The organism is Megasphaera paucivorans, from assembly GCF_900103535.1.
Lineage (GTDB): Bacteria > Bacillota > Negativicutes > Veillonellales > Megasphaeraceae > Megasphaera_A > Megasphaera_A paucivorans.
Map to the genome: position 1 here is coordinate 1 of NZ_FNHQ01000038.1, position 22,400 is coordinate 22,400.

Annotated in this window: 19 protein-coding genes and 2 pseudogenes; 2 read left to right on the top strand and 19 right to left on the bottom strand. The window is 38.8% G+C overall.

Features of this window, described 5'->3' with window-relative positions; translation table 11 throughout:
• The 14 genes and pseudogenes from BLR11_RS14170 to glpK form a co-directional block, all read right to left on the bottom strand.
• On the bottom strand, nt 1-341 hold a 341-nt coding region (locus BLR11_RS14170), incomplete at its 3' end, for a hypothetical protein (protein WP_342707208.1).
• A pseudogene (locus BLR11_RS14770) lies at nt 342-473 on the bottom strand (hypothetical protein); the annotation flags it as partial. It abuts the gene before it with no gap.
• Nucleotides 474-490: 17 nt separating this feature from the next.
• On the bottom strand, nt 491-850 hold the full coding sequence (locus BLR11_RS12180) for a hypothetical protein (RefSeq protein WP_176762980.1): 360 nt from the start codon (nt 848-850) through the stop codon (nt 491-493).
• Between the two features lie 538 nt (nt 851-1,388).
• Nucleotides 1,389-2,324, bottom strand: coding sequence for a C40 family peptidase (locus BLR11_RS12185; protein WP_245675166.1), 936 nt, complete (start codon nt 2,322-2,324; stop codon nt 1,389-1,391).
• A 547-nt stretch (nt 2,325-2,871) separates the two neighbouring features.
• Nucleotides 2,872-3,756, bottom strand: a complete 885-nt coding sequence (locus BLR11_RS12190; protein WP_091652532.1) for an AraC family transcriptional regulator — start codon at nt 3,754-3,756, stop codon at nt 2,872-2,874.
• Nucleotides 3,757-3,767: 11 nt separating this feature from the next.
• Nucleotides 3,768-5,015: a beta-ketoacyl-ACP synthase II gene (fabF, locus tag BLR11_RS12195; RefSeq protein WP_245675167.1), complete on the bottom strand. Its 1,248-nt coding sequence runs from the start codon at nt 5,013-5,015 to the stop codon at nt 3,768-3,770.
• Between the two features lie 212 nt (nt 5,016-5,227).
• A complete protein-coding gene (locus BLR11_RS12200) occupies nt 5,228-6,469 on the bottom strand; it encodes a chloride channel protein (protein ID WP_091652534.1) in 1,242 nt (413 codons plus the stop codon).
• 473 nt (nt 6,470-6,942) lie between these two features.
• Nucleotides 6,943-7,836 carry a cation diffusion facilitator family transporter gene (locus BLR11_RS12205; protein WP_091652537.1) on the bottom strand — a complete coding sequence of 298 codons (894 nt, stop codon included), beginning with the start codon at nt 7,834-7,836 and terminating at the stop codon, nt 6,943-6,945.
• Between the two features lie 16 nt (nt 7,837-7,852).
• A complete protein-coding gene (locus BLR11_RS12210; RefSeq protein ID WP_091652540.1) occupies nt 7,853-8,305 on the bottom strand; it encodes a Fur family transcriptional regulator in 453 nt (150 codons plus the stop codon).
• A 674-nt stretch (nt 8,306-8,979) separates the two neighbouring features.
• On the bottom strand, nt 8,980-9,354 hold the full coding sequence (locus BLR11_RS12215) for a DUF1667 domain-containing protein (RefSeq protein WP_091652542.1): 375 nt from the start codon (nt 9,352-9,354) through the stop codon (nt 8,980-8,982).
• A complete protein-coding gene (locus BLR11_RS12220) occupies nt 9,355-10,623 on the bottom strand; it encodes an NAD(P)/FAD-dependent oxidoreductase (RefSeq protein WP_091652545.1) in 1,269 nt (422 codons plus the stop codon).
• Nucleotides 10,623-12,089 carry an NAD(P)/FAD-dependent oxidoreductase gene (locus tag BLR11_RS12225; RefSeq protein ID WP_091652547.1) on the bottom strand — a complete coding sequence of 489 codons (1,467 nt, stop codon included), beginning with the start codon at nt 12,087-12,089 and terminating at the stop codon, nt 10,623-10,625. The genes BLR11_RS12220 and BLR11_RS12225 overlap by 1 nt, the downstream gene beginning before the upstream one ends.
• Nucleotides 12,090-12,426: 337 nt before the next feature.
• Nucleotides 12,427-13,146 (bottom strand): MIP/aquaporin family protein, encoded by a 720-nt coding sequence (locus BLR11_RS12230; protein WP_091652550.1) that lies wholly within the window; start codon nt 13,144-13,146, stop codon nt 12,427-12,429.
• 40 nt (nt 13,147-13,186) lie between these two features.
• Nucleotides 13,187-14,689 (bottom strand): glycerol kinase GlpK, encoded by a 1,503-nt coding sequence (gene glpK / locus BLR11_RS12235; protein WP_091652552.1) that lies wholly within the window; start codon nt 14,687-14,689, stop codon nt 13,187-13,189.
• 330 nt (nt 14,690-15,019) lie between these two features.
• Between glpK and BLR11_RS12240 the strand changes: the two genes are divergently transcribed.
• Entirely contained in the window at nt 15,020-15,958 is a 939-nt protein-coding gene (locus tag BLR11_RS12240; protein ID WP_091652555.1) for a DNA-binding transcriptional repressor DeoR, read from the top strand.
• Between the two features lie 173 nt (nt 15,959-16,131).
• Here BLR11_RS12240 and BLR11_RS12245 read toward each other — a convergent pair whose 3' ends face one another.
• The 4 genes from BLR11_RS12245 to BLR11_RS12260 all read right to left on the bottom strand — a co-directional run bounded on the left by BLR11_RS12245 (nt 16,132) and on the right by BLR11_RS12260 (nt 20,721).
• Nucleotides 16,132-16,767 carry a response regulator transcription factor gene (locus BLR11_RS12245; protein ID WP_091652558.1) on the bottom strand — a complete coding sequence of 212 codons (636 nt, stop codon included), beginning with the start codon at nt 16,765-16,767 and terminating at the stop codon, nt 16,132-16,134.
• Complete coding sequence (locus tag BLR11_RS12250; protein WP_091652561.1) at nt 16,751-18,199, bottom strand: HAMP domain-containing sensor histidine kinase; 1,449 nt, start codon at nt 18,197-18,199, stop codon at nt 16,751-16,753. Before BLR11_RS12250 ends, BLR11_RS12245 begins: the two co-directional genes overlap by 17 nt.
• A 1-nt stretch (nt 18,200) precedes the next feature.
• Nucleotides 18,201-19,136: a substrate-binding domain-containing protein gene (locus BLR11_RS12255; protein WP_091652564.1), complete on the bottom strand. Its 936-nt coding sequence runs from the start codon at nt 19,134-19,136 to the stop codon at nt 18,201-18,203.
• A gap of 235 nt (nt 19,137-19,371) precedes the next feature.
• Entirely contained in the window at nt 19,372-20,721 is a 1,350-nt protein-coding gene (locus BLR11_RS12260; protein ID WP_091652566.1) for an MFS transporter, read from the bottom strand.
• Between the two features lie 681 nt (nt 20,722-21,402).
• Between BLR11_RS12260 and BLR11_RS12265 the strand changes: the two genes are divergently transcribed.
• Nucleotides 21,403-21,999 (top strand): cysteine hydrolase family protein, encoded by a 597-nt coding sequence (locus BLR11_RS12265; RefSeq protein ID WP_091652569.1) that lies wholly within the window; start codon nt 21,403-21,405, stop codon nt 21,997-21,999.
• A gap of 201 nt (nt 22,000-22,200) precedes the next feature.
• Here BLR11_RS12265 and BLR11_RS14410 read toward each other — a convergent pair.
• A pseudogene (locus BLR11_RS14410) lies at nt 22,201-22,400 on the bottom strand (IS256-like element ISBsu2 family transposase); the annotation flags it as partial.

Consider the following 22,400-nt stretch of genomic DNA (forward strand, 5'->3'; position numbering starts at 1 on the left):
GGCAGCGTCCCGGATACATTAGGATCCATCCCATCCCCGCTGATGTTCTTGCCAATTTCATCGACTATCAATACATCGGCATCATCAATCAAAATATGCCCCATTACTTTTTTCACTTCCAATAATAATCCCGGTTCTTCTTTTATAATTTCTGCCGGCGTAAGTGCCTTGATCTTGTACGTCTGGTCATAGGCATTTTCAATTAACCCGATCCCGCAGATCACCGGAGCTTGACTCAATATAACCTTTCCATATCGCTGAATATTTTCTGCCATATGGACAAACCCTTGTTCATGAACCCCTTCTGCTCCATGCTGTTTTCCCATTCCAATAACGGACATCTTCATTAAACCGCTTTCATATGGTCCAATAAATTGTGTGTGCGCTTTAATACGCCCTATCAGAATAATTCCATCGGACTCTGCCGCATATTTATCAATAAATACAGGCCGGCCCGTATCCGTAACACCAATTTGTTTCCATCGACGCTTTAATCGGACATCCCATCGCTTCTTCCGTTACACCATAGCCATTGACAATTTCCAACTGTCCCGCAGCAGTAGCTCCCCCATGGCTGCCCATAGCCGGGAACACAAACGGAGATCCGCCCTTTTCTTTTACGTATTCTGCCACTGCCTTGATGACAATCGCTATATTCGCGACCCCACGTTATGGCGATAGACATACCTGGTTTTATTTGCGAACAGATACAATCTCGCTCCAGCTCCTCCCGTACTACTCCAGGAATATCTTCCGGGGCAATATACGAAGGATCAAAATGCTGCCTTACTTTTACCATCTTAGGAATTTTTACATCTTGACATAATTTGGCTACTACATTTTCACTCATACAATAAACCTCCTCTGAATCATACCGTATCATTTTTATTATTATCATATGCATGGCATATATATTAATTTTTTTCGGCATCTGATCATGTATATGATAAATATACGTGAAAAATTTACTTTAATATTAAAGATTAGTTGCTATTTGTATCATATTATGATATGTTGTATTTTATTGTGAGATTTTTTTGTTATTATAGCATTATTTTTCATTTATTACAATATAAAATAATGCTTTTAACAAAAATGCATATATCATATTAATTATTCAAAAAATCGCTTTATTAAAATAACGCATACAATACTGATTATTTTTTATTAATATTAGTTAATTTTACAATTTTAGACAAAAAATAAGCAGTTTTAAACATTTGTTTAAAACTGCTTATTTTTTGTCTAAAATTGTAATTACCAATATTAATTTTTTAAAATTATTATAAAAATAAAAACAGGATACACAAGGGGATTATTCCATTTTTACGTATAATAATATACCCTTTTTAATATCCTCCCATAATAATCATTGTATATACGTTTATTTATACAACACGTCTTGCTCCTACATAACACGAGGACCAATACGCATTATCCAAGTCAGCCACAGCAACCCCCTGTGAGGATGTGGCACTGACAAATTCATGATTTCCTACATATATACCTGTATGAGATATTCCAGAATATCCAGAATTAAAAAACAGTAAGTCACCAGGACGCAAATTAGAATATGCCACTGGAGTTCCTATATCATATTGCTCATCCGCAGTTCTAGGCAAGGTAATACCAATAGATGAAAAAATATATTTTGTAAATCCGGAACAATCAAATCCATTAGGTGTATTACCACCATATACATATGGAACGCCAAGATATTGATCGGCGGCAGCTACAATACTTTCTCCTTCAGAGAATCCCGGTGTATTGCCATAGGAAAAAGGTGCTATTGGCAACGTTTGACCAGTTAACGCATAAAAAGTTTGTCCTCCTACAATTCCATCCACTTCCAGCCCATGATCGCTTTGAAATTGACGAATTGCCGCATCTGTCTCTGTCCCCAATACTCCATCAACAGAAACAGCATACCCATTACGAACTAGCGCTTGTTGAACTATCATAACTACATTATCAGCTGTAATAGAACCAGCGGCGCTATTATCTGAATCCATATCCTTCTGTACAAAATGAGTACATGCATTATCAGGCATATCCGTTCCCATTAATGCTTGATATGTCATGGATCCTACAATTCCATCTGCATCCAATCCATGTTCTGCTTGAAACATTCGTACCGCTTCAGTTGTTTGTGAACCATAATCTCCATCCGCATCAACAGTACTTCCCATAGAATTTAATTGTTGTTGTATTGCTAAAATTTGATTTCCTCTATCCCCTGGATGAAAGGTAGCTCCTACCGAAGAAGTGAGTGTCATCATGAAGACCATACAAGCTATACTTGTTTTTTTTAACCGAAATATCATCAAATGCTCCCTTTTTGTTGATTATTTAAAGTCATATGCTTTACCAACGCAATATAAAATCAAATATATCTCTTTACATCTCCTTCTTTTAAAATAATATTCTTAAAAATCTACTACAATCTATATATTTTGCACCTATATCAGTTATTCATGATGATTTTTTACTATTTATTGATAACATATCCCCCAATTTTTTGACGAATATATTAATGAGTTTCACACACTAACATGATATGTAATTAATACTTATAAAGCAGCACATGTCGATCAAGGCACTTGATTCTATACTAAGCACCCTGCCATACGAACAACTGCATACGATAAAACACTCCCTTTACATAGAAAAGAAGCTGTAGAAAATCCAACTCTACAGCATTCATCAATACGTGTAAATAGAAAGGATAGTAAAACATAATTACCAATAATATATTTTATATTATAACATATAACGCCATGTAGGTAAAATTCTCCATAGTAAGAGCGTAATAGCCTAATTATATATAAATAATTAGAATGAAATTTAATAATCTTTTTGTACATTAACGCTTCAATCTATCGCCTCAACTGGCTGATATATATCCAATTCACAATAATCATCAGCTACAATAGAACTGTCTATAAGTTCAAACCGAAATGGTGCCGAAAAACGGTACCCTGAATTAAAAATCCATTTAGTATACATATGAACTAACAATCGCCCAATCTTTCGTCCATTAAGATTTTCAGGCCGAAAAAATCCAACAAACCGAAACACGACATATTTACCCGCCGGAATTTCAACACCACACATTCCTGCCGGTACCTCCTGCAGGTTTTTGACTTGTACTGATGGAATATAGTAAATATATCCCGCCTTACTGTTACTCCAATCTGTATAACCATAATATATATTTTCATTCAATATATTTTGAATATGTTTCCGTTTAGTATAAAAAAAATGATTTCCTAATGCATTTGCTGTCCGATCCCCCGACTTTTTCATAATTTTACTTTTTTCCCCTATTAAATACGTCGTTGGACGAAAAACGAAAAATGGTTTATAAATTGCTGAATTATCAACTCCATAAATATCGTTGATATTTAACTTTTCGACAATGCGGAGCGAAATTTCTCCCTGCCGTACCTGCCGCGGTGTACAATGAAAGTTATGGCGAAAAGCACGAATATAAGATTGTTCGTATTCAAAACCATATTTTAACGCAATATCTAAAATACGTAAATCACTATACATTAAATCTGAAATGCTTTCCGATAGTTTTCTCGCATGAACATAATCCATTAAGGCTTTTCCCGTTAATGCCTTGAACATACGATGCAAATAATATTTCGATATTAAACTATGTGCCGCTATCTCATCTAAATTCAATTTCCCTGTGATATTCTGTTCTATAAATTCAATACAGCGATTAATTGTACCTTTTGTATCAACCATAGATACTACTCCTAAATACTATTTCCATTTTTAAATTCACGAAGTACTAATACGGCATTCTGACCACCAAAACCAAAGGAATTCGTTAATGCAATTGAAAATTTCTGATTCCGGCCTACATTAGGAACATAATCCAAATCACATGCAGGATCTTTGGTTTGATAGTTCATAGTAGGCGGTACATATTGTTCCTGCAAAGCTTTTGCCGTCAATATCGTCTCAATACCACCTGCCGCTCCCAACAAATGTCCTGTCATTGATTTCGTGGCACTAATTGCTAATTTTTTAGCATGCCCGCCAAAAACCATTTTTATTGCCGCCGTTTCATTCTTATCTCCTAAAGGTGTCGACGTTGCATGTGCATTGATATATCCAACCTGCTCGGGAATAACCCCCGCATCAACAAGTGCCGCCTGCATGCAAGCAGCTATTCCTGCTGGCTTATTTGCCGTAATATGGAATGCATCATTATTGCAGCCATATCCAACAATTTCAGCAATAATATCGGCCCCTCGAGTAACTGCATGTTCTAAACTCTCCAGCGCCAATATCGCCGCACCTTCACCTATAACAAAACCATCTCGTAATAAATCAAACGGCCGACTCGCTGTCAATGGGTCTGCTGCCGTTGACATGGCTTTCATAGCGGTAAAACCCGCTATCGTTAAAACAGTAATAGGAGCCTCCGCACCGCCTGCCAACATAAAATCCATCTTATTGTCACGAATCAGCTGAAAAGCATCGCCAATCGCATTATTTGATGAGGCACAAGCAGTAACAATGCACTCCGAAAATCCATTAAGACCATATTTTATTGCAATTTGGCCATTCGCCATATTAGGAAGTATCATCGGAATAAGATACGGGCTGACATGTCCCAGCCCCTTATTTTGAAAAATCTCATATTGTCTTTCTATCGTTCCTATCCCACCAATACCTGTACCAATAATCGAACCTGCCCGGCTGTGATCCATATCCGTTATATGAATCCGGCACTCTTCCATAGCCATATTTGCGGCAACTACTGCATATTGTATAAAAAGATCCATGTGATTTGCATCTTTTTTACTAAGAAAATCTTGTGGATCAAATGATTTTATTTCTGCCGCGTTTTTAACCGATAACATTTTCGTATTAATTTTTTCGATTATACTAATACCTGATATTCCCCGTTTCACGGTATCCCAAATTTTGGATACTCCCATACCTTGAGAAGTAACAGCTCCCATACCAGTAATGACTACTCTTCGCTTTATCATTTGTTTTCTCCGTTTATACTAAATTATTCAGCACACTGCCTCTATCGAAAACAAATATATCATACAAGCAACTGGGACAATGAACATTCCTTGCTTTTATTATATCATATACGATTAATATGGATTTACTTTTATGGAAGACGCCATACCGCACTACTTGGACTCCGAAATTCTCAGCTCGATAACTATGCTTTCTTTAAAATAATGAAACATCAAAAAAAAATGTGTTCCTTCAAATAATGAAAGAGCGGCAATGCAACGGCAAAACAACCACATATAGGAAATAAATATGCTGGAGAAAAACGTGTCAATTCCAATAAAAAGACAGCTGCCGTAACCGGCATTTTCTGTGTTAATCCAAGAAATACAGCAGCTCCGATAAATGCTGCTGCAGCAACTGGTATTTCCGGCAATACTCCATTCCAAATTAACGCGATAACCAATGCAAGCATACTCCCCAGCATCATCGAAGGCGTAATATTGCCCCCATAAGCCCCTGCTCCAAGCGCTAAAAGTACAGCAATCCATTTCGTTCCAAAAAGAAATGCTCCTTCTTTCCAACCAATAGAAAAAGTGAAGCTCAATTCATTTCCCGCTTGTCCATTTCCTAAAATTTCAGGAAAATACATAGAAAGTATCCCAATCGCACCAAACCCAATGACAGCCAATCCTATCATTTTAGGACTTTTCCTGGAAAAAAGAGGATGACACCATACTGTACTTTTATCAAACCAATATGCAAATAAGGCAATAACAGGCGCTGCCGCAACAGCCCACATAATTAACGTTTCATTAAAAGGAACCTGGGGCAGTGGATATTGTATCAAATCGCCAACGCCCAGCCGCATGATATACACTGCTGTACTGCAGCAAATAAGTGCAGATCCTACTGCATTAACATTCCAATCAGCCAGAAGAGTTTCCATAATAAACAGCGAAGAGGCCAGCGGGGTGTTATAGACTGCCGCCAATCCCGCACCAGATGCACACGCCAATAAAACTTTACGTTTATATATATCATGATTTATATGAAACAACCTTGTTAATTGGTCTGCAAACACAACACTAATTTCTCGAGGAGCTCGTTCTTTTCCTAGAGGAGATCCTAACGCAATCGTTATAATCTGCAACATATTATGCCCTAGTGTAGTCCATATGGGCATACTCTTTTCAGGATTATTAATAGTCGTTTTGATATCAACCAACGGAGTTCCATACCGGTGAATACACACCCAACCGATACCAGCCATTCCTCCCGCGCCAAGCAAAACAACAAATCTATGCAACGGTGATACCCCTTCGATAAGTTCTCGAAATGATGCATCTCCATAAAAGCCATTGCCAAATGCCCAATCTTGGATATTATGCATCAATAATGTCAAGATAATGCCAATAATACCTGCTGTAATTCCAATAGCCATTAATACGAATACAGTCTTCATGTTTTGCTTCATAACTGCCCATTCTCCTCATTCAAAACTTCATTTTTATAGTATTCATAATTTTATTTTACTGCTTCCACACTAAAATTACTATTGTAATACTATACATAATCCTTATTTTTTCTTAAATAATAAAACAACAATATAACTATTTACCCCCATCAGTATACAGTAAATGTAATTGCCCCTTATATCACAGTAAAAAAATATATATTAAATCTAAAACAGTCATCAATAAGAACACGCAGAGATCATATTGAACTGCCATTAAAAAATAATACGATACGCAGTTACTAACATTGCCTTCAATACCCTATACATACATCAATATTGATATTTCGTTAAAATAATTATTTGTAAACAAATCATGGAATATATGTTAAAACAGGTGTCCCAGACTTATAGAAGTCCGAGACACCTGTTTTATGGTTTTCTCTTCAGAAAATATACCGATAAAATTTAAAAACTCACTAAGAATAAAAAAATTAAATGGGGTCTATATGAATCGTTAAATATATATTTTCACGTGCCGCCGCCTGTTCAATATTTTCTGAAATTCGATGAGATTGAATTAAAGAAAGATACGCAGGAACTTCCAGATGAACAGAAGCCAATGTTTTACCGATTCCATAGTCATGTACTAGTAACCGATGATATCCTTTGACCCTCACATCTTTTTGTATAATCGTTTGTATCGTTTTTATGAGAACAGGATTCGGTCCCATTCCAATCAAGGATGCTGCCGCCGATTTTACTACAGAATATCCTGACCATAGTATCCCTATTGAAATAATTCCGCCTATCATTCCATCCATCTGCAAATTTCCTATCTGTGAAACTATGTAAGAGACCGCAAGCAAACTCAATATAACCATATCAATAAGTGAATCAAAATAACTAGCCCGCATAATAGAAGAGTTGAATCTTTTTGCATACCTATAAGCAAAAAAACTATAGGATAGTTTAAGTATCGCAGATAAAAGAATGAGACCGAATACAAGAGGATTAAAATAATACGGCACCGGATAAAGACTTCTTTCTACAGATACAAAGATAAAGTGTACTCCCATTCCCAACATAACGATTCCCAAAAAGAACGCACCTAAATATTCAACACGTCCCAATCCAAAAGGATACTTTATACTACTTGGTCTATTAGCCAATAAAAAAGCCCCTAAAGTAACCACAGCAAAAATGGAATCCGTTAAATTATGAAATGCATCTGCCAATAACGCTGTATTATTTGTAATAAATCCGGAAATACATTCTGCAATACATATAAATCCATTTATCAATAATCCTACTGTTCCGAGCTGATATCCTTTATATACGTATTCACTTTTTCTGGACATTTTGTTGTTTGATAAAATAAAATTCACATAGATCTACCTTCTTTTAATCTTTTCTCTTATGACAAGTTTTACATATCCCATAGTAAATCAAATTCGTTGTCTCAATTTGAAAATTATAGAAAGTATTAATCTCCTGTTCACAGTTCGAAAATGCTTTTAACACTTGGGTATCAAAAACACTAAAAATTTTTCCACATTGACGACACACACAATATGGATGGTTTTCATTTTCTGCCGCAATCAATTCATAAAAACAACCTCGGCCATTTATTCGTACCCTATGTAAGATATGCAGAGAACAAAAGAGAGATACTATCCGATATACTGTCGGAACAGATATACTTGATAACACCTCTACAGAATAGGCATAAATTTGAAGAGTAGTTAAGCATTCATAAGGATGCGCTGCCATTACTTGTAGCACGGCTAATCTTCCTCGGGTTAAACGATAATTATTGCCTTGTAATATTTGTAATATTTTTTTAGATACTATCATTTATAGTTTCCCTCACTACAACTTTCCATCTTTATATTAGGTACCTAACCTTATTTTACTTTTCTGTGTTCTATTTGTCAATATATAAGGTACCTAAATATTATAATACAGGGAAAAATATAATGGCCGGCCAATAGATGATTTTTCTATTTCAGCAGTACTAAATACAGCTTCACGCACACAGCATTGGTAGGGAAATATTCGTGAACTTCAAAGTGCAGCACTGCATTGTCATATTTTCAGCAAACAAAACAATGCATCGTATTATTACCTTTTCGATACACTTTTTCAATCCGTCGTCAATGCCTGATGAATCCAACAGATTTAAAAATAAACATGAAAAAATTACAATCCATCGTAGAACAACTAGTTATCGAAGAGTTACTTAATCACGGGTACTCAAAAAACAAGTAGCAACAATATTAAATATAAGTCGTCAAATGTTGTTCAATAAATTGCAACATCAACATAAAGTAAATAATACTACTCTAATGTAAACAGTTATATAAATAAAACCAAGGATAAAACAGATATTTTCATCTGTCTTATCCTTGGTTTATAAAAAGATAAGCAAAATCACATGCCTCGCATAAAGACAAAATAATTCACAACATGTTATTGAAAAAATTAAACTTACAAAATAAAATTCATATCACTATGAAAGCAATGGAAAATCACTGCCTCTTGTCCATATCGCGGCTGGCCAAAATATCTATGCCCAGTCCTAAGATATTAGTCACAACAACATCTCCCGCTTTTACCGGAGCCGTTACAGTTATACCCCGCAGTGCGGCAGCGCAGTCGAGAATGCGATCTTTGGGAAGCGTCTTTTGAGACACCACTGGTAACAGCGGCAGTGCTCCGCCTTCAATATGAATTGTTGAAGTCAGCATACGCTGCGGATCGGTCATTTCCTGATATGCATAACTTTCGCCACGAGGACAGGTATTGCCTGTAACTTTTGTCACTTTACCATCTGTAAGTTCTACCATCAATAAGCACCCTAACGGGCAGTTAATGCAATTTAATTGCTTCATTTCTATCCCCATTTAAGCTTCCTCCTCTTTAACGGAAACAGTCCAGTCTGTGTAATGCCCATTAACTTTTGCTGCCGGTATATCGGCAGCAATCATTTCACTCGGTTTAGCAACCGGAAGAACTTTGCTAAACAGCATATTTACTCCACTTTTAACCGTAAGGCGGACACGTTTCATTGGTTTGCGAACACGCATAAACAAACGGATTGTTTCACCCTTCCCAATACGTATATGCTGCGGCACACAGGTACGTACTTCATCAATAGCTTCAACTCTCACATCTGTTACATTGCCCTCCATTTTCCCCATTGCTTTAAGAGCTGCATATTTTCCTGCAATTTCAGCTTCTTCTGATACAAAGTCAACGAGATCGTGAACATGAACCACATTACCCGCAGCGAAGACGCCTTCAATACTTGTTTCCCGATGCTGGTCAACAATCGGACCATTAGTAAGTGGATGCATAGTTAGTCCCAGTTCCCGTGACAATTCATTTTCCGGAATCAATCCGACAGATAACAGCAAGGTATCACAGTCGATCTCGAATTCTGTTCCCGAAATAGGTTTCATATGCTCATCCACTTTGGCGGCCGTAATGCCCGTAACACGATCTTTACCATGAATAGCTGTAATAGTATGAGATAGATACAGAGGAATATCATAATCATACACACACTGTACCATATTGCGGGTCAATCCGTTGGAAAAAGGACAAATTTCAAGTACAGCCTGAACTTTACAGCCTTCCAGCGACATGCGCCGTGCCATGATCAGACCAATATCGCCGCTTCCAAGAATAACGATCTTTTTCCCTGGCAAATATCCTTCCATATTCACCATACGCTGTGCCGCTCCTGCTGTAAATACACCAGCCGGGCGATAACCCGGAATGCGAATAGCTCCACGGGTACGTTCGCGGCATCCCATCGTAAGGATAACCGTCTTTCCTTGTATTTTAATTAGTCCGTACTTCGGACTAACTGCCGTAACAATTTTATCATTATTAATATTGAGAACCATTGTATCAACAAGGATTTCGATTTCTTTTTTATCTTTTACCAAATCATAACAGCGCTGAGCATATCCCGGACCTGTCAGTTCTTCTTTGAAATGATGCAGCCCAAAACCATTGTGAATACACTGCTGAAGAATACCTCCGACTTCACGGTCCCGTTCGAGGACAAGAATCTTTTTAGCACCCTGCATCCAAGCACTGTATGCAGCGGATAAACCGGCCGGACCGCCGCCGACAATAATAATATCATACCATTGTTCATCCATTATGCTTTACCTCCGCTCTGTGTTTCTTTATCATAAAACATATATGACTTTTTCATCTCTTTACGGACTTTCGTAATAGGAATATGCAATTCACGAGACAGAATCTGTATAACACGAGGACCGCAAAAACCGCCTTGACAACGTCCCATGCCAGCACGGGTACGACGTTTGACTCCATCGACAGTACGGGCCCCGACAGGTCGGTGAATCGCGTCGACAATTTCTCCTTCCGTAACCGTTTCACATCTACAAATCACGCGGCCATACCGAGAGTCTTTGGCAATCAACGCTCTCTGATCTGCATTAGTCAACATCCGGAAACAAGGCTGTGCGGGACGACCTTTTTTATAATCCGATTTTTTGACAGCTCCCATTTCCCGTACAATTGCATCTGTCAGATATTTAGCAATAGCCGGAGCGGATGTTAAGCCAGGTGACTGAATGCCAGCCGCCTGAATAAGTCCCTTAGTAATCTTTGAGGGTCCTAAAATAAAATCTCCCGTGCTGGAAACAGCACGCACACCAGCAAATTCTGTAATAGCCGCTCCTACCGGAATATTCGGTACGAGACGGCGAGCTTTTTCTAAAGTTTCATCCATACCGGAAATCGTTACTGCTGTATTATCTTTTTCATCATCATTCATATCCTGCGCATTCGGTCCTACGAAAACATTGCCGTGAGTCGTCGCACACACAAGAATTCCCTTTCCCATCTTGGTAGGCGTAGGAAAAATAGGACTATACACCAGATTTTTTTGCGCAGTCTTATCAAACAAAATATATTCACCCTTACGGGGATGGATAGCAAAAGAATTATCACCAGCCAAATGACTAATTTCATCGGCATGAATACCAGCAGCATTAATAACATATTTTGTTTCAATACTGCCTTGATCTGTTTCAACTGACTTGACAGCACCCTGTTCCACGATAATGTCGGTTACTGTACATTCCCGCAAAATTTCAGCACCATTGACAACTGCATTTTCGGCAAAAGCCAGTGCCAATCCAAAAGGCCAGCATATGCCCGCAGTCGGTGCCCATAATGCTCCTTTTATATCTTTGCTGACATTGGGTTCTGATTTTCGAACAGCATCGCCATCCCAGATTTCCAAACCGGGTACCCCATTATCCTGTCCGCGTTTGAGCAAATCCCGCAAAACGGCCATTTGTTCATCATCCATGGCAACAACAAAAGATCCTGACCAACGGATTTGCAAATCCAACTCATCCTTTAAATCATGGTATAGCTTATTACCCTCTACATTCATGCGGGCTTTTATACTTCCCTCCGGTGCGTCAAAGCCGGCATGAAGGACCGCACTGTTTGCTTTTGTCGTACCCGCAGCTAATTCCGGTTCCTGCTCCACCAAAATTGCACGAAGGTTATATTTTGCCAATTCGTGCAAAACAGCCGTACCCGTAATACCACCGCCAATGACGACAACATCTGCTTGTTTTGTCATTTTCACAACCTCTTTCTTTTCGAAATACTAACCAGATGACTATTTGCTACGCCTATTATATCCACAATTGAACATATTTGCAATATTAAATTAACAAAATTTCTCTATATAATACTATGTAAAATGCTCATAGTTATATGACATTGTATCGTTTTTATCATTATAGAAAATTTGTTCATATTTTATTAATCATATTTTCATTTATTGTATAAAAAGAAAGGACGCTAATATGGAACCGGGCTCCGCATGTGTGCAGCGTAAACCGGGCAGCATACTGCGCCCCTCTTTCAGAAGAAGTATATCGCAATAGAGTCCGCGCTTCTTCCTATCTATAGCATTAAAGTATTGCAACAAATACTACATAAGCCACAAAAGCACCTACCAGCGGTGCGACAACAGGAACCCATGCATAACTCCAATCCGAACCACCTTTGCCAGCAATCGGCAAAATAGCGTGAGCAATACGCGGGCCAAGATCACGAGCAGGATTGATTGCATATCCTGTAGGACCACCCAGGCTCAGACCAAGAGCCCAGATCAATACTCCAACAATATAAGGCCCCAATCCAACTGGAATTACACCAACCTGCTTAGAAAAAATCATCCAAATGATAAACATAAGAAAAAATGTCGCAATACCTTCACAGAGAAAATTGACCGGATAGTTGCGAATCGCCGGAGCTGTACAAAATATTCCCAGTTTGGCAGCCTGATCTTCTGTTTCTGCCCAATGCGGCAAATATGCCAGCCATACGATAGCCGCTCCACAGATTCCACCAAGAATCTGAACAAATGACGTTGCAAAAAATTGTGGCACCGTATAAATTCCTATCATCGTTTTTCCTAAGGTAACCGCCGGATTAAGATCTCCCTGCGGAGCTCCCAGCGTCGTAGCCGTAAGCACTCCTAACATGACGGCAAAACCCCATCCAGCAGTAATACAAATCCAGCCGCCATTTTGTCCTTTTGATTTCGTCAACGTATTGCAAGCACAGACTCCACACCCAAAAACCAGCAATACCATCGTTCCAAAAAACTCACCTAATAAATTATCCATATCGATTCCTTCCTCTATTCAGCGAACTATATCCCAAAGTTTATTCGTCGTCAGCCAACCAGTTCATGGCATGTTTAACTGCCTTGCGCCATCCTTTATAGTAATCGGCAGCTTTTTGAGAATCCATTTGCGGTTCAAAGCGGTTCTGCAATTTCCAACTCTTCTTTAACTCATCTTTAGACTGCCAAACTCCCACTGCAAGACCTGCCAAATACGCTGCACCAAGCGCCGTTGTTTCGATAACCTGCGGACGATCCACCGGTACGCCCAGAATATCCGCTTGAAACTGCATAAGCATATTATTAGCTACTGCACCACCATCCACCTTAAGTGCTGCCAGTTTAATACCTGAATCCGCTTCCATTGCACCGAGAACATCTTTTGTCTGATAGGCCATAGAATCCAGAGTCGCTCGAACGATATGTGATTTTTTCGTTCCTCTAGTAATCCCAATGATCATCCCGCGGGCATTCATATCCCAATAAGGGGCCCCGAGACCAACAAAAGCCGGAACGACATAAACGCCATCTGAATCCGGAACTCGTTTGGCAACCCATTCGGAATCAGGTGCTGTGTCAATCATACGAATTCCGTCACGAAGCCATTGAATGGCAGACCCCGCAACAAAAATCGACCCTTCGAGGGCATACTCCACTTTTCCTTTAAGTCCCCATGCAATCGTCGTAACCAATCCATTTTTTGATGCAATCGGTTCGGTTCCTGTATTCATAAGCATAAAGCAGCCTGTCCCATATGTGTTCTTTGCCATACCTGGTTCAAAACACGTTTGTCCAAATAAGGCAGCCTGCTGATCTCCGGCAGCTCCGGCGATTTTGATAGATGCACCTAAGATTGTCGGCGATATCGCTCCATATACTTCACTGGACGGACGCACCTCTGGAAGCATGCTCTTAGGAACTGTCAAATATTCCAGCAGTTGATCATCCCATTTCAACTCTTTAATATTAAACATAAGTGTGCGGGAAGCATTAGAATAATCGGTTACATGAACCTTTCCTTCTGTCATTTTCCAAATAAGCCAACAGTCAATCGTCCCAAACAAAAGCTCTCCCTTTTCAGCCTTTTCTCTAGCTCCGGGTACTGTATCCAAAATCCACTTTACTTTTGTACCAGAAAAATAAGCATCAATAACCAGGCCGGTTTTATCCTTAAATTCATCAACCAAGCCTTGTTTTTTCAAATCTTCGCAAATCTCCGCCGTCTGGCGGGACTGCCAAACAATAGCATTATATACAGGGCAACCCGTATTTTTATCCCAAACAACGGTCGTTTCCCGTTGATTGGTAATTCCGATGGCTGCAATATCAGCCGCAATAAGTCCTGCTTGATTCAAGGCTTCCTGCATGACATCCATCATCGTTTTCAAGATTTCATTGGCATCATGTTCTACCCAGCCCGGTTTCGGAAAATATTGTGTAAATTCCTTCTGACTTACCCCTATAATATGGGAATCCTGATCAAAAATGATTGCGCGGTTACTTGTTGTTCCCGCATCGAGCGCCATAATGTACTTCTTTTGCATAATAAATTTCTCCTTTCGCTGCATCTTTTCTTTTCTCTTTTCGTATCTGCACTAACAGATATGCTTTAATTTGATTAAAGTTTCACGTGAACATATTTGCAATACTATTTTTACATAATTTCATATATGATATAACTATGTATCAACTTATACTTTTTATTCAAGAGCAACAAGTAGACTATATTTTTACCCTTACAATAAAAATCATGATCTTCTAAGATTTTTCCTTTCTCCTCTTGCATTTCCAGCTTCTTCAATGAGATAATGAAATATATACAACAGCATGTATATACGCTGCTATTAAAAATTTAAACGTTAGGATTGAATGCTATGCTGAACGATAAAAATAAAGCGGCTATCAATGCAGCAAAATTATATTATCAATCTGGATACAGCCAACATGATATTGCCAAGAGACTGGGAATTTCCCGGCCATCTGTTTCCAGACTGCTGCAATATGCAAAGGACAACGGTTTTGTCCGCATCGAAATTTTTGATCCTATTGAAGATCAAAGCCATCTAGCACAAAAAATTACTGCCAAGTACCATCTAAAAGATGTGCGTATCGCCAATACCCCTATTAATGATGAACAGGAAATTAAAAAATATATTGGCAAAACAGGGGCTCTCTATTTAGAAGATATCGTTCAAGACGGAGACATTATTGGTGTTGGCTGGGGAACGACACTGCATTCTCTCTGCCATGCGCTGACTCCTCATCCCCTGCGCGGAGCCCAAATTGTACAGCTGGAAGGGGGAACCACCTTATCTATCGGCGAAAACTATGCCAATGAAATCCTAGAACAATTTGCTAAAAACTACGAAACTATTGCACAGTATTTACCGTTGCCAGTGCTATTTGATTCTAAAGAAGTAAAAGATATGGTTTATAAAGATCGTCATATCAAACGGGTATTAGAACTGGGCCGTAACGCTAATATTTCTCTTTTTAGTGTAGGTACGGTTCGTGATAATGCACTATTTTTCCGACTTGGTTATGTAGATATGAGAGAAAAAGAATTCCTGAAAAATCATGCAGTCGGCGACATTTGTTCTCGTTTTTTTGATAAATGCGGCAAAATATCCAGCGAAGAATTGAACAATCGCACTGTCGGCATTGATCTCGACTGCCTCTGCCATAAAGAATACAGCATTCTTTTGTCTGGCGGCGATGCCAAAATAGATAGTATCCGGGCTGCCCTCACTGGTCGATATGCCAACGTCTTAATTACAGACCAATTCACCGCTGTAAAACTGCTGAAAGAGTAGTAGGTAAATCCGGTAGTAATTTCTCAAAAAATCCTGTTAGAAACAAATATGTTTCTAACAGGATTTTATATTGCAAAAAAAGGTTCACATTAAGAAAAAAAAACAGCAAATGAATAATACCCGGAACACTTTTTCTGGTTGTACTTCCTCTCTTTTATTCAAGTAAACTTATTTTATTCCAAAAGGTGCTGCTGAAGTGCATAATCTACCAACTCAGATTTTGTTGTGCAATTTAGTTTCTGCATAAGACGCGCTTTATAAGTAGACACCGTTTTAATTGAAATATAGAGTTTTTCGGCTATATCAGCTAAAGAATACCCATGCACAATATATTGGAGTACTTCTCGCTCCCGTACAGAAAGTGCCGCATTTTCCTGAGGGCCATCAATAAGCCCGTTCAAAAGAGCACGAGCTTCTCTTTCCCCTAAATAACGCCGGCCATTCCATACAGTATGCAGTGCACGAAATAATTCCTCATCAAGTGTATCTTTACACAAATAGCCATCCGCTCCTTGCTGCATAACTTCTTTAACATATTGCTGTTCACTGTACATCGTAAGAACAAGAATTTTTACAGGGTATTTATGTTTTTTTATTTCTTTCAAACATTCCAGTCCGCCCATAATAGGCATAGATAAATCGAGAAGAACCACATCCGTAGGAACATCTTCCAATTTTTGCAGTACTTCATATCCATCTGAAGCTTCAGCAACGACTTTAAAATCAGTTTGGGAAGACAGTAATAATTTCAATCCCGTACGTAAAACACGGTGATCATCGGCTAACAGTATTTTAATTGGTTTCACCATCGGCAAGACCTCCTTCCTCGCCTTTAACAGCAACAGGTAAAATAATAGTAATACGTGTTCCAACATCAGATATACTATGAATATGAAAAGTCCCATTCAGCAATGATGTCCGTTCTCTCATGCTGACGATTCCCAGATGATTATCCAGCCGAGCTTTTTCCATTGTATCCTCACTAAAACCAATCCCATTATCTTCAATGAACATGGTAAGTTTAGTATCCGTAACAGTGACAGAAATAGATACAGTGTCTGCTCTGGAATGCCTTACAATATTAGTCAAGGATTCCTGCAGCATGCGGTAGCAAAGAAGCGATATAGGATGAGTCACTTGAGAAAAATCACCTTGGGCGGTAAAAGAAGTATGGATATGAGGTTGTGTGCATCGATAAGTATCCAAATACTTTTCTATCGCCACAATAAGTCCCAAATCATCTAACAACGGAGGATGTAATGTTACCGCTAAATGCCGTAATCCTTCCAACGTCTCCCGAGTCAGATTCTGCACCCCATGCACCAACTCTTTACTTTCGTCATCAGTACTTCTGTCCGAAATTAAACGTAAATACGCTAGCATGGATACCATAGACTGACTAGTTTCATCATGAAGTTCACGGGAAATCCGGCGCCGCTCGTCCTCCCGAGCGGAAAACAATTGATTAATAAGCCACATACGCATTTTTTCCTTTTCCTTCAAAGCCGCGACGAGACGAAAATTTTCCCGATCTTTGGCATACAATCTGTCTGTCATTCTGTTAAAAGCTTGTGCCAGGCGCCCTACGTCATCTGTCGTTTCCACCGGAACTCGAACATGATAATTTCCATGTCCCAGTTGACGCACTGCGATTGATATATTTTGGATCGGTTTAAGAAAGTTCCGGGCGTATCGCGTTGCCAGCCAAGACGCCAGTATGCAAATGAGGGAAATAAACATGATCATTTCCATAAATCTCCTTCGCATAAGCTGCATCATCGGTTTTTCTCTTAGTCCAATGCGAAAATAACCAACCAAGCCGTCTTCAATCGGGCATAGAACTTCTCGAATATATCCTTCGTTACTGTCAAAGGTCATAGTATCTATGGGAATACCCGCTTGGGGCATACGAGTAACAGGCAATCCATCAGGAATGCCATTAGTAAAAGTACTGGCTAGAATTTGCCCATTAGGGTGAGATACTATAATATAACGTATCTGCTGATTACTGCTCTGCGTATGCATAAGTTGTTCTGTAATGGCAAAACGATTATCTACCAGAATATAGTTGCTGATGATTGCACTGATGGATTCGGCAATTTCAGCACCTGATTTATCTAAACCATGTTCCATTTCCGTACTTGTTGTGTATAACAGCAAACTGGCGATAAGGATACCGCAGATAAATATCGTTCCCACAATAAGAACATTAAATTTTACATATAAGGAATGATTTTTCATATTACGCTTCCAAACTGTGGCTGCGTAAATTATATTTATGACGCAGCTCTTCATATAATGCCGGGGCAGGTGCTATAAATTTGTCAATAATGACATGTCGCAGAACTTCACGCAATGCAGGATTTTGGTCCATGTTGTAAAAAAGATGACGCAATGCATCCTTTTCCTGGCCTGGGAGGTCACTGCGCATGACAATAGGTCCTGTCGGTGCCTCCGGCAGGATATCAACAATGCGTATTTTTTCAAGAAGCTGCGGATTCGTCTGCATGACAAAATCATAAATCTGGCTATCGATGCTGGCAGCATCTGCCAAATGATTGGCAACTGCCCATATTGATTTATCATGATTGTATGTATAAAAAAAACGTTTAAAATAAATTTCTGGTGACGTACCTTGATCTAACAATAGAAAATCAATAGCTAAATGCCCCGAGTAACTCATAGGATCCGTAAATGCAAAAATTTTCCCCCGAAGTTGGTCAAAACTAGTAATACCGCTGTCTGCAGCCGCAATAATATACGTCTGATAATAAATCGAACCGTTCGTTTGCCCCATCGCCAACATTTCAATGGGAGTTTTCCCGTGATAAGCCGAATAAGCACCTGTAGAAAAAAAAGCCACATCGGCGTCACCATTGGACATAAGTGTATTCAACTCTTCATACGTCCGGCGTTGAAGCAATACTGCCGGACGGTGCTGATTTTGGGAAATATAGTCAACAAGGTGCTGATAGGCTTGACGAGTTTCTTTTGGTGAAATAACTGATGCAAAAGCAATGCGAAGTGGTTTTTCTGGTGATTCCTCTGCCGCAGTTATATGTTCCTGCGTTTTCGTAAAATCTATTTTTCCTTGCGAAGTATCACATCCTGCACAAAGCATCAGCAAGCAAACCACTATCAAATCAATCACATATATCCATCGTTTGCCCCATCTCATACTCTAATCTCCTTGTTTGTAATATCAGCTATTATTTTTTATCATAACATAAAAACAATAAGATAGGAACTAGTATGCCTTTTTAGACTAAATATTGTTCTTTCTTTTAATGTATCGAATACGCTGCAGATAAAATGATGTGAAAAAGCAGCTGTCAAATAAAACAGCTGCTTTTTCATACTTTAATCTAAGTCTGAGAGAAAAGAAAATATAAAGTTAACGTGAGATAGTATAGTTAGTTTTCCTGCGGTTTCGCATTCCAAACCAAAAGAGCCAGTAATGTAGAAGCAACAGCTGCACCAACCCAAAATTCTGTCGCCATGCCAAAATCATACACCTTGACACCATTTACGATAGTAATCGTCATTAATTTACCAGTGATAAATTCCTGAATAGCCGCCCCCGCATAACTTAACAGTCCAATCATACCCATCGCAGCACCCGTAACGCGTTTCGGTACAATATCAACCGCCATCAAGCCACCCATATAACAAACCAAGGCTCCCATGGTAAACCCATAAAAGGTCATACAAAGCAAATCCATGGTAAAAGATTGGGGCGCCCATACAAAACCGGCAATTGACATCGAATACAATATACCATAAATAAGAGCCGGTGCATTTCGTTTATGATTAAAGAATTTATCGGAAATAACACCGCACAGCAGTGCCCCGAAGATGCCTGCAACCTGCATATATGCCATGACTCCGGCAGCCCCCATGATATCGTACCCTTTCTGAGAAGTTAGATATACAACTCCCCAGCTTTCAACAGCATATCGGGCAATATACACACACAAGGAAGAAAAACCAAGGATCCAGACTGCCGGATTTTTAACGACAGCATTCCACTGCATGGCACTAACGGATTTTTGTTTTTCCGCCTCAATTTGTTCCTGAGTTTTTTCTCCATAATAAACAGCACCATTGGGAAGTCCCTGTGTTTCCGGACGATCACTCATGCCGAAATAAATAAAGGCTGTCCCAATTAAGGAAATAATACCAGCCGCGACAAAGCCCATAGACCAGTTATACGCAGATACAATAGCTGCAATAGCAAAGTAAGCAAAGGAAGATCCTAGGTTATGACTAGTAAACCATACACCATATAGAGTACCGCGCTGTTCATTGCTAAACCACTGGTTCAGAGCCACAATAGAGGGTCCAGCCCCATAGGATTGAAACCACCCGTTCAAGCCCCATAGAACAGCCAGTGGAACAAACGAATTTACAAGACCCATGCCGACCATTGTTAAGGAAGAAATAAAAAGTCCGAATGAGAAAAAGCGCTTATTGTTCATGCGGTCAGCAAGGAAACTATTAGTAAATTTACCTAACCCGTACGTAATGAAAAAAACAGATCCGATAATACCTACTTCCGTAGGGGTAACAATTCCGGAAGCCAGCAGCGGTTTCTTGATAACCGAATAACTCTGACGGATAATGTAGTAAAAAGCATATCCAATTGTGATGGATGCAAATACCCGCCAACGCATGCTGTTGAATTTTTTCTTAACCGCATCAGCATCTTTAATTTGTTCGATATCAGGACCCGTTCTAAAAAATTGATACAATAAATTAAGCATAAAAAAACTCCTTTCTTTTTAACGGATAGGTTGTCAGCCTGCTACGCTGCATTCTAAAAGGCTGTCTTGTTATTTCATTGTATCCGTCCACGTCTAATAGTATTAGTATAATAATTTATGTCTGATTGCTGTAGCGGAAAAAATCCGATTTTTTTGTAGGACTTTTGCTGACATAAACACGTATCCCATAAAAAAATTGGGAGTAAGACCAGACTTTTTTGTCTGCCTTATCCCATTTTCATTTAAAATAGACACCTTATACGTCATATACATAAAAATATATCTCGCTGACTCTCTCATTTCATTTATTTATGGTCATATCCACCCCCACATGTCTATTTTCGGCTCCATCATATACTGTTTCTGTCTCATAGCACGATGTTTCCATTTCTATTAAAACATAATTCAAACGTTGCACATACCGTAATGAATAACTGCCTATATATAGGCCCCTTCCTGCTTCATATTGACCATGTCAACATAATTTTGTCCAAATAGCCTAATTCCTGCATTTAATGTCTGTTGACAAGTTTCACCAATATCACAATGTTCACTATAAATAGATTTTATAGTTTATAGCTTTTTTCACTTAGTTTTACTTCTGCAATTTAATTATAATTTTTCTTGACAAGCAACGCTATTTCCGTTTAATATCACTGTATAAAAAAGGAGTTGACAACTATGCAAAATCAAACCGGAAAAACTGCTTTATTAATATTAGATATACAAAACGGCATTGTATCACAATTTAATAACACCACCACTATACTCAGCAAAATTAGCAACCTAATTAATGCCGCCCGACAAAACCATATTTTTGTTATTTTTGTCAGAGTTGGTTTTGACAAGGGGTATCCTGAAATTAATCCGCAAAATAAATTTTTTTCTGCTATACCTGCTCTTGACAGAATGACTATCTTAGATAAAGAAACACAAATTCATGAATCTATTTCTCCCAAAGCCAATGAACCTATTATAACAAAATATCGATTCAGCGCTTTTTCAGGCAGCAATCTTGAATTAATTCTTCGCTCACAACAAATCAATACCCTGATTCTCAGTGGTATATCTACAAGCGGCGTCGTTTTATCTACTGTGCGGGAAGCAGCGGATAAAGATTTCATTCTTAAAGTTATCTCCGACGCATGTTTCGACCGTGATCCTGAAGTTCACCGTATTCTTACAGAAAAAATCTTTCCTAATCAAGCTGAAGTCCTGACGAGCAATGATTGGATACAAAGTTTAAATTCTACCAATGATTATAAAATCGAAAAATAAAGTTTTCTTAATCAGGTACACCAAACAACCTTTCTCATAGAAATTAGGAGAACGAATTCCACAATAAAAAAAGGTAAGTCAGACCGTGTCATCTGATTTACCTCTTTTTTACAAAAAGGAATATACTAGGGTTTGTCAAGTTAAGTGTGTAAGTTTTTTTAGGTATCATAAAAGAAGATGCGTTACCAGTGATTGCTGGCTTTAAAATTTCTCGTATTTCAGGATACGAGCTTGCAGCTTATCATCCATAGCCAACTGGTTTCTGACCATCGCCCAGTTCTGGATATGATGCCCTTCCCACTTGGCATAGAGTTCCTTTACCCTGAGATAGAGAACCTTGAAGACAGATTCCTCGCTGGAGAACGAGCCCTTCTTGGTGACTTTTCGGAAGCTGGAATTCA

Bases quoted from the DNA above. Each gene is read 5' to 3' on its own strand.
- BLR11_RS12180 (WP_176762980.1), bottom strand. From the start codon at position 850: ATGAGTGAAAATGTAGTAGCCAAATTATGTCAAGATGTAAAAATTCCT.
- BLR11_RS12185 (WP_245675166.1), bottom strand. From the start codon at position 2,324: ATGATATTTCGGTTAAAAAAAACAAGTATAGCTTGTATGGTCTTCATG.
- BLR11_RS12190 (WP_091652532.1), bottom strand. From the start codon at position 3,756: ATGGTTGATACAAAAGGTACAATTAATCGCTGTATTGAATTTATAGAA.
- fabF (WP_245675167.1), bottom strand. From the start codon at position 5,015: ATGATAAAGCGAAGAGTAGTCATTACTGGTATGGGAGCTGTTACTTCT.
- BLR11_RS12200 (WP_091652534.1), bottom strand. From the start codon at position 6,469: ATGAAGCAAAACATGAAGACTGTATTCGTATTAATGGCTATTGGAATT.
- BLR11_RS12210 (WP_091652540.1), bottom strand. From the start codon at position 8,305: ATGATAGTATCTAAAAAAATATTACAAATATTACAAGGCAATAATTAT.
- BLR11_RS12215 (WP_091652542.1), bottom strand. From the start codon at position 9,354: ATGGGGATAGAAATGAAGCAATTAAATTGCATTAACTGCCCGTTAGGG.
- BLR11_RS12220 (WP_091652545.1), bottom strand. From the start codon at position 10,623: ATGGATGAACAATGGTATGATATTATTATTGTCGGCGGCGGTCCGGCC.
- BLR11_RS12225 (WP_091652547.1), bottom strand. From the start codon at position 12,089: ATGACAAAACAAGCAGATGTTGTCGTCATTGGCGGTGGTATTACGGGT.
- BLR11_RS12230 (WP_091652550.1), bottom strand. From the start codon at position 13,146: ATGGATAATTTATTAGGTGAGTTTTTTGGAACGATGGTATTGCTGGTT.
- glpK (WP_091652552.1), bottom strand. From the start codon at position 14,689: ATGCAAAAGAAGTACATTATGGCGCTCGATGCGGGAACAACAAGTAAC.
- BLR11_RS12240 (WP_091652555.1), top strand. From the start codon at position 15,020: ATGCTGAACGATAAAAATAAAGCGGCTATCAATGCAGCAAAATTATAT.
- BLR11_RS12245 (WP_091652558.1), bottom strand. From the start codon at position 16,767: ATGGTGAAACCAATTAAAATACTGTTAGCCGATGATCACCGTGTTTTA.
- BLR11_RS12250 (WP_091652561.1), bottom strand. From the start codon at position 18,199: ATGAAAAATCATTCCTTATATGTAAAATTTAATGTTCTTATTGTGGGA.
- BLR11_RS12255 (WP_091652564.1), bottom strand. From the start codon at position 19,136: ATGAGATGGGGCAAACGATGGATATATGTGATTGATTTGATAGTGGTT.
- BLR11_RS12260 (WP_091652566.1), bottom strand. From the start codon at position 20,721: ATGCTTAATTTATTGTATCAATTTTTTAGAACGGGTCCTGATATCGAA.
- BLR11_RS12265 (WP_091652569.1), top strand. From the start codon at position 21,403: ATGCAAAATCAAACCGGAAAAACTGCTTTATTAATATTAGATATACAA.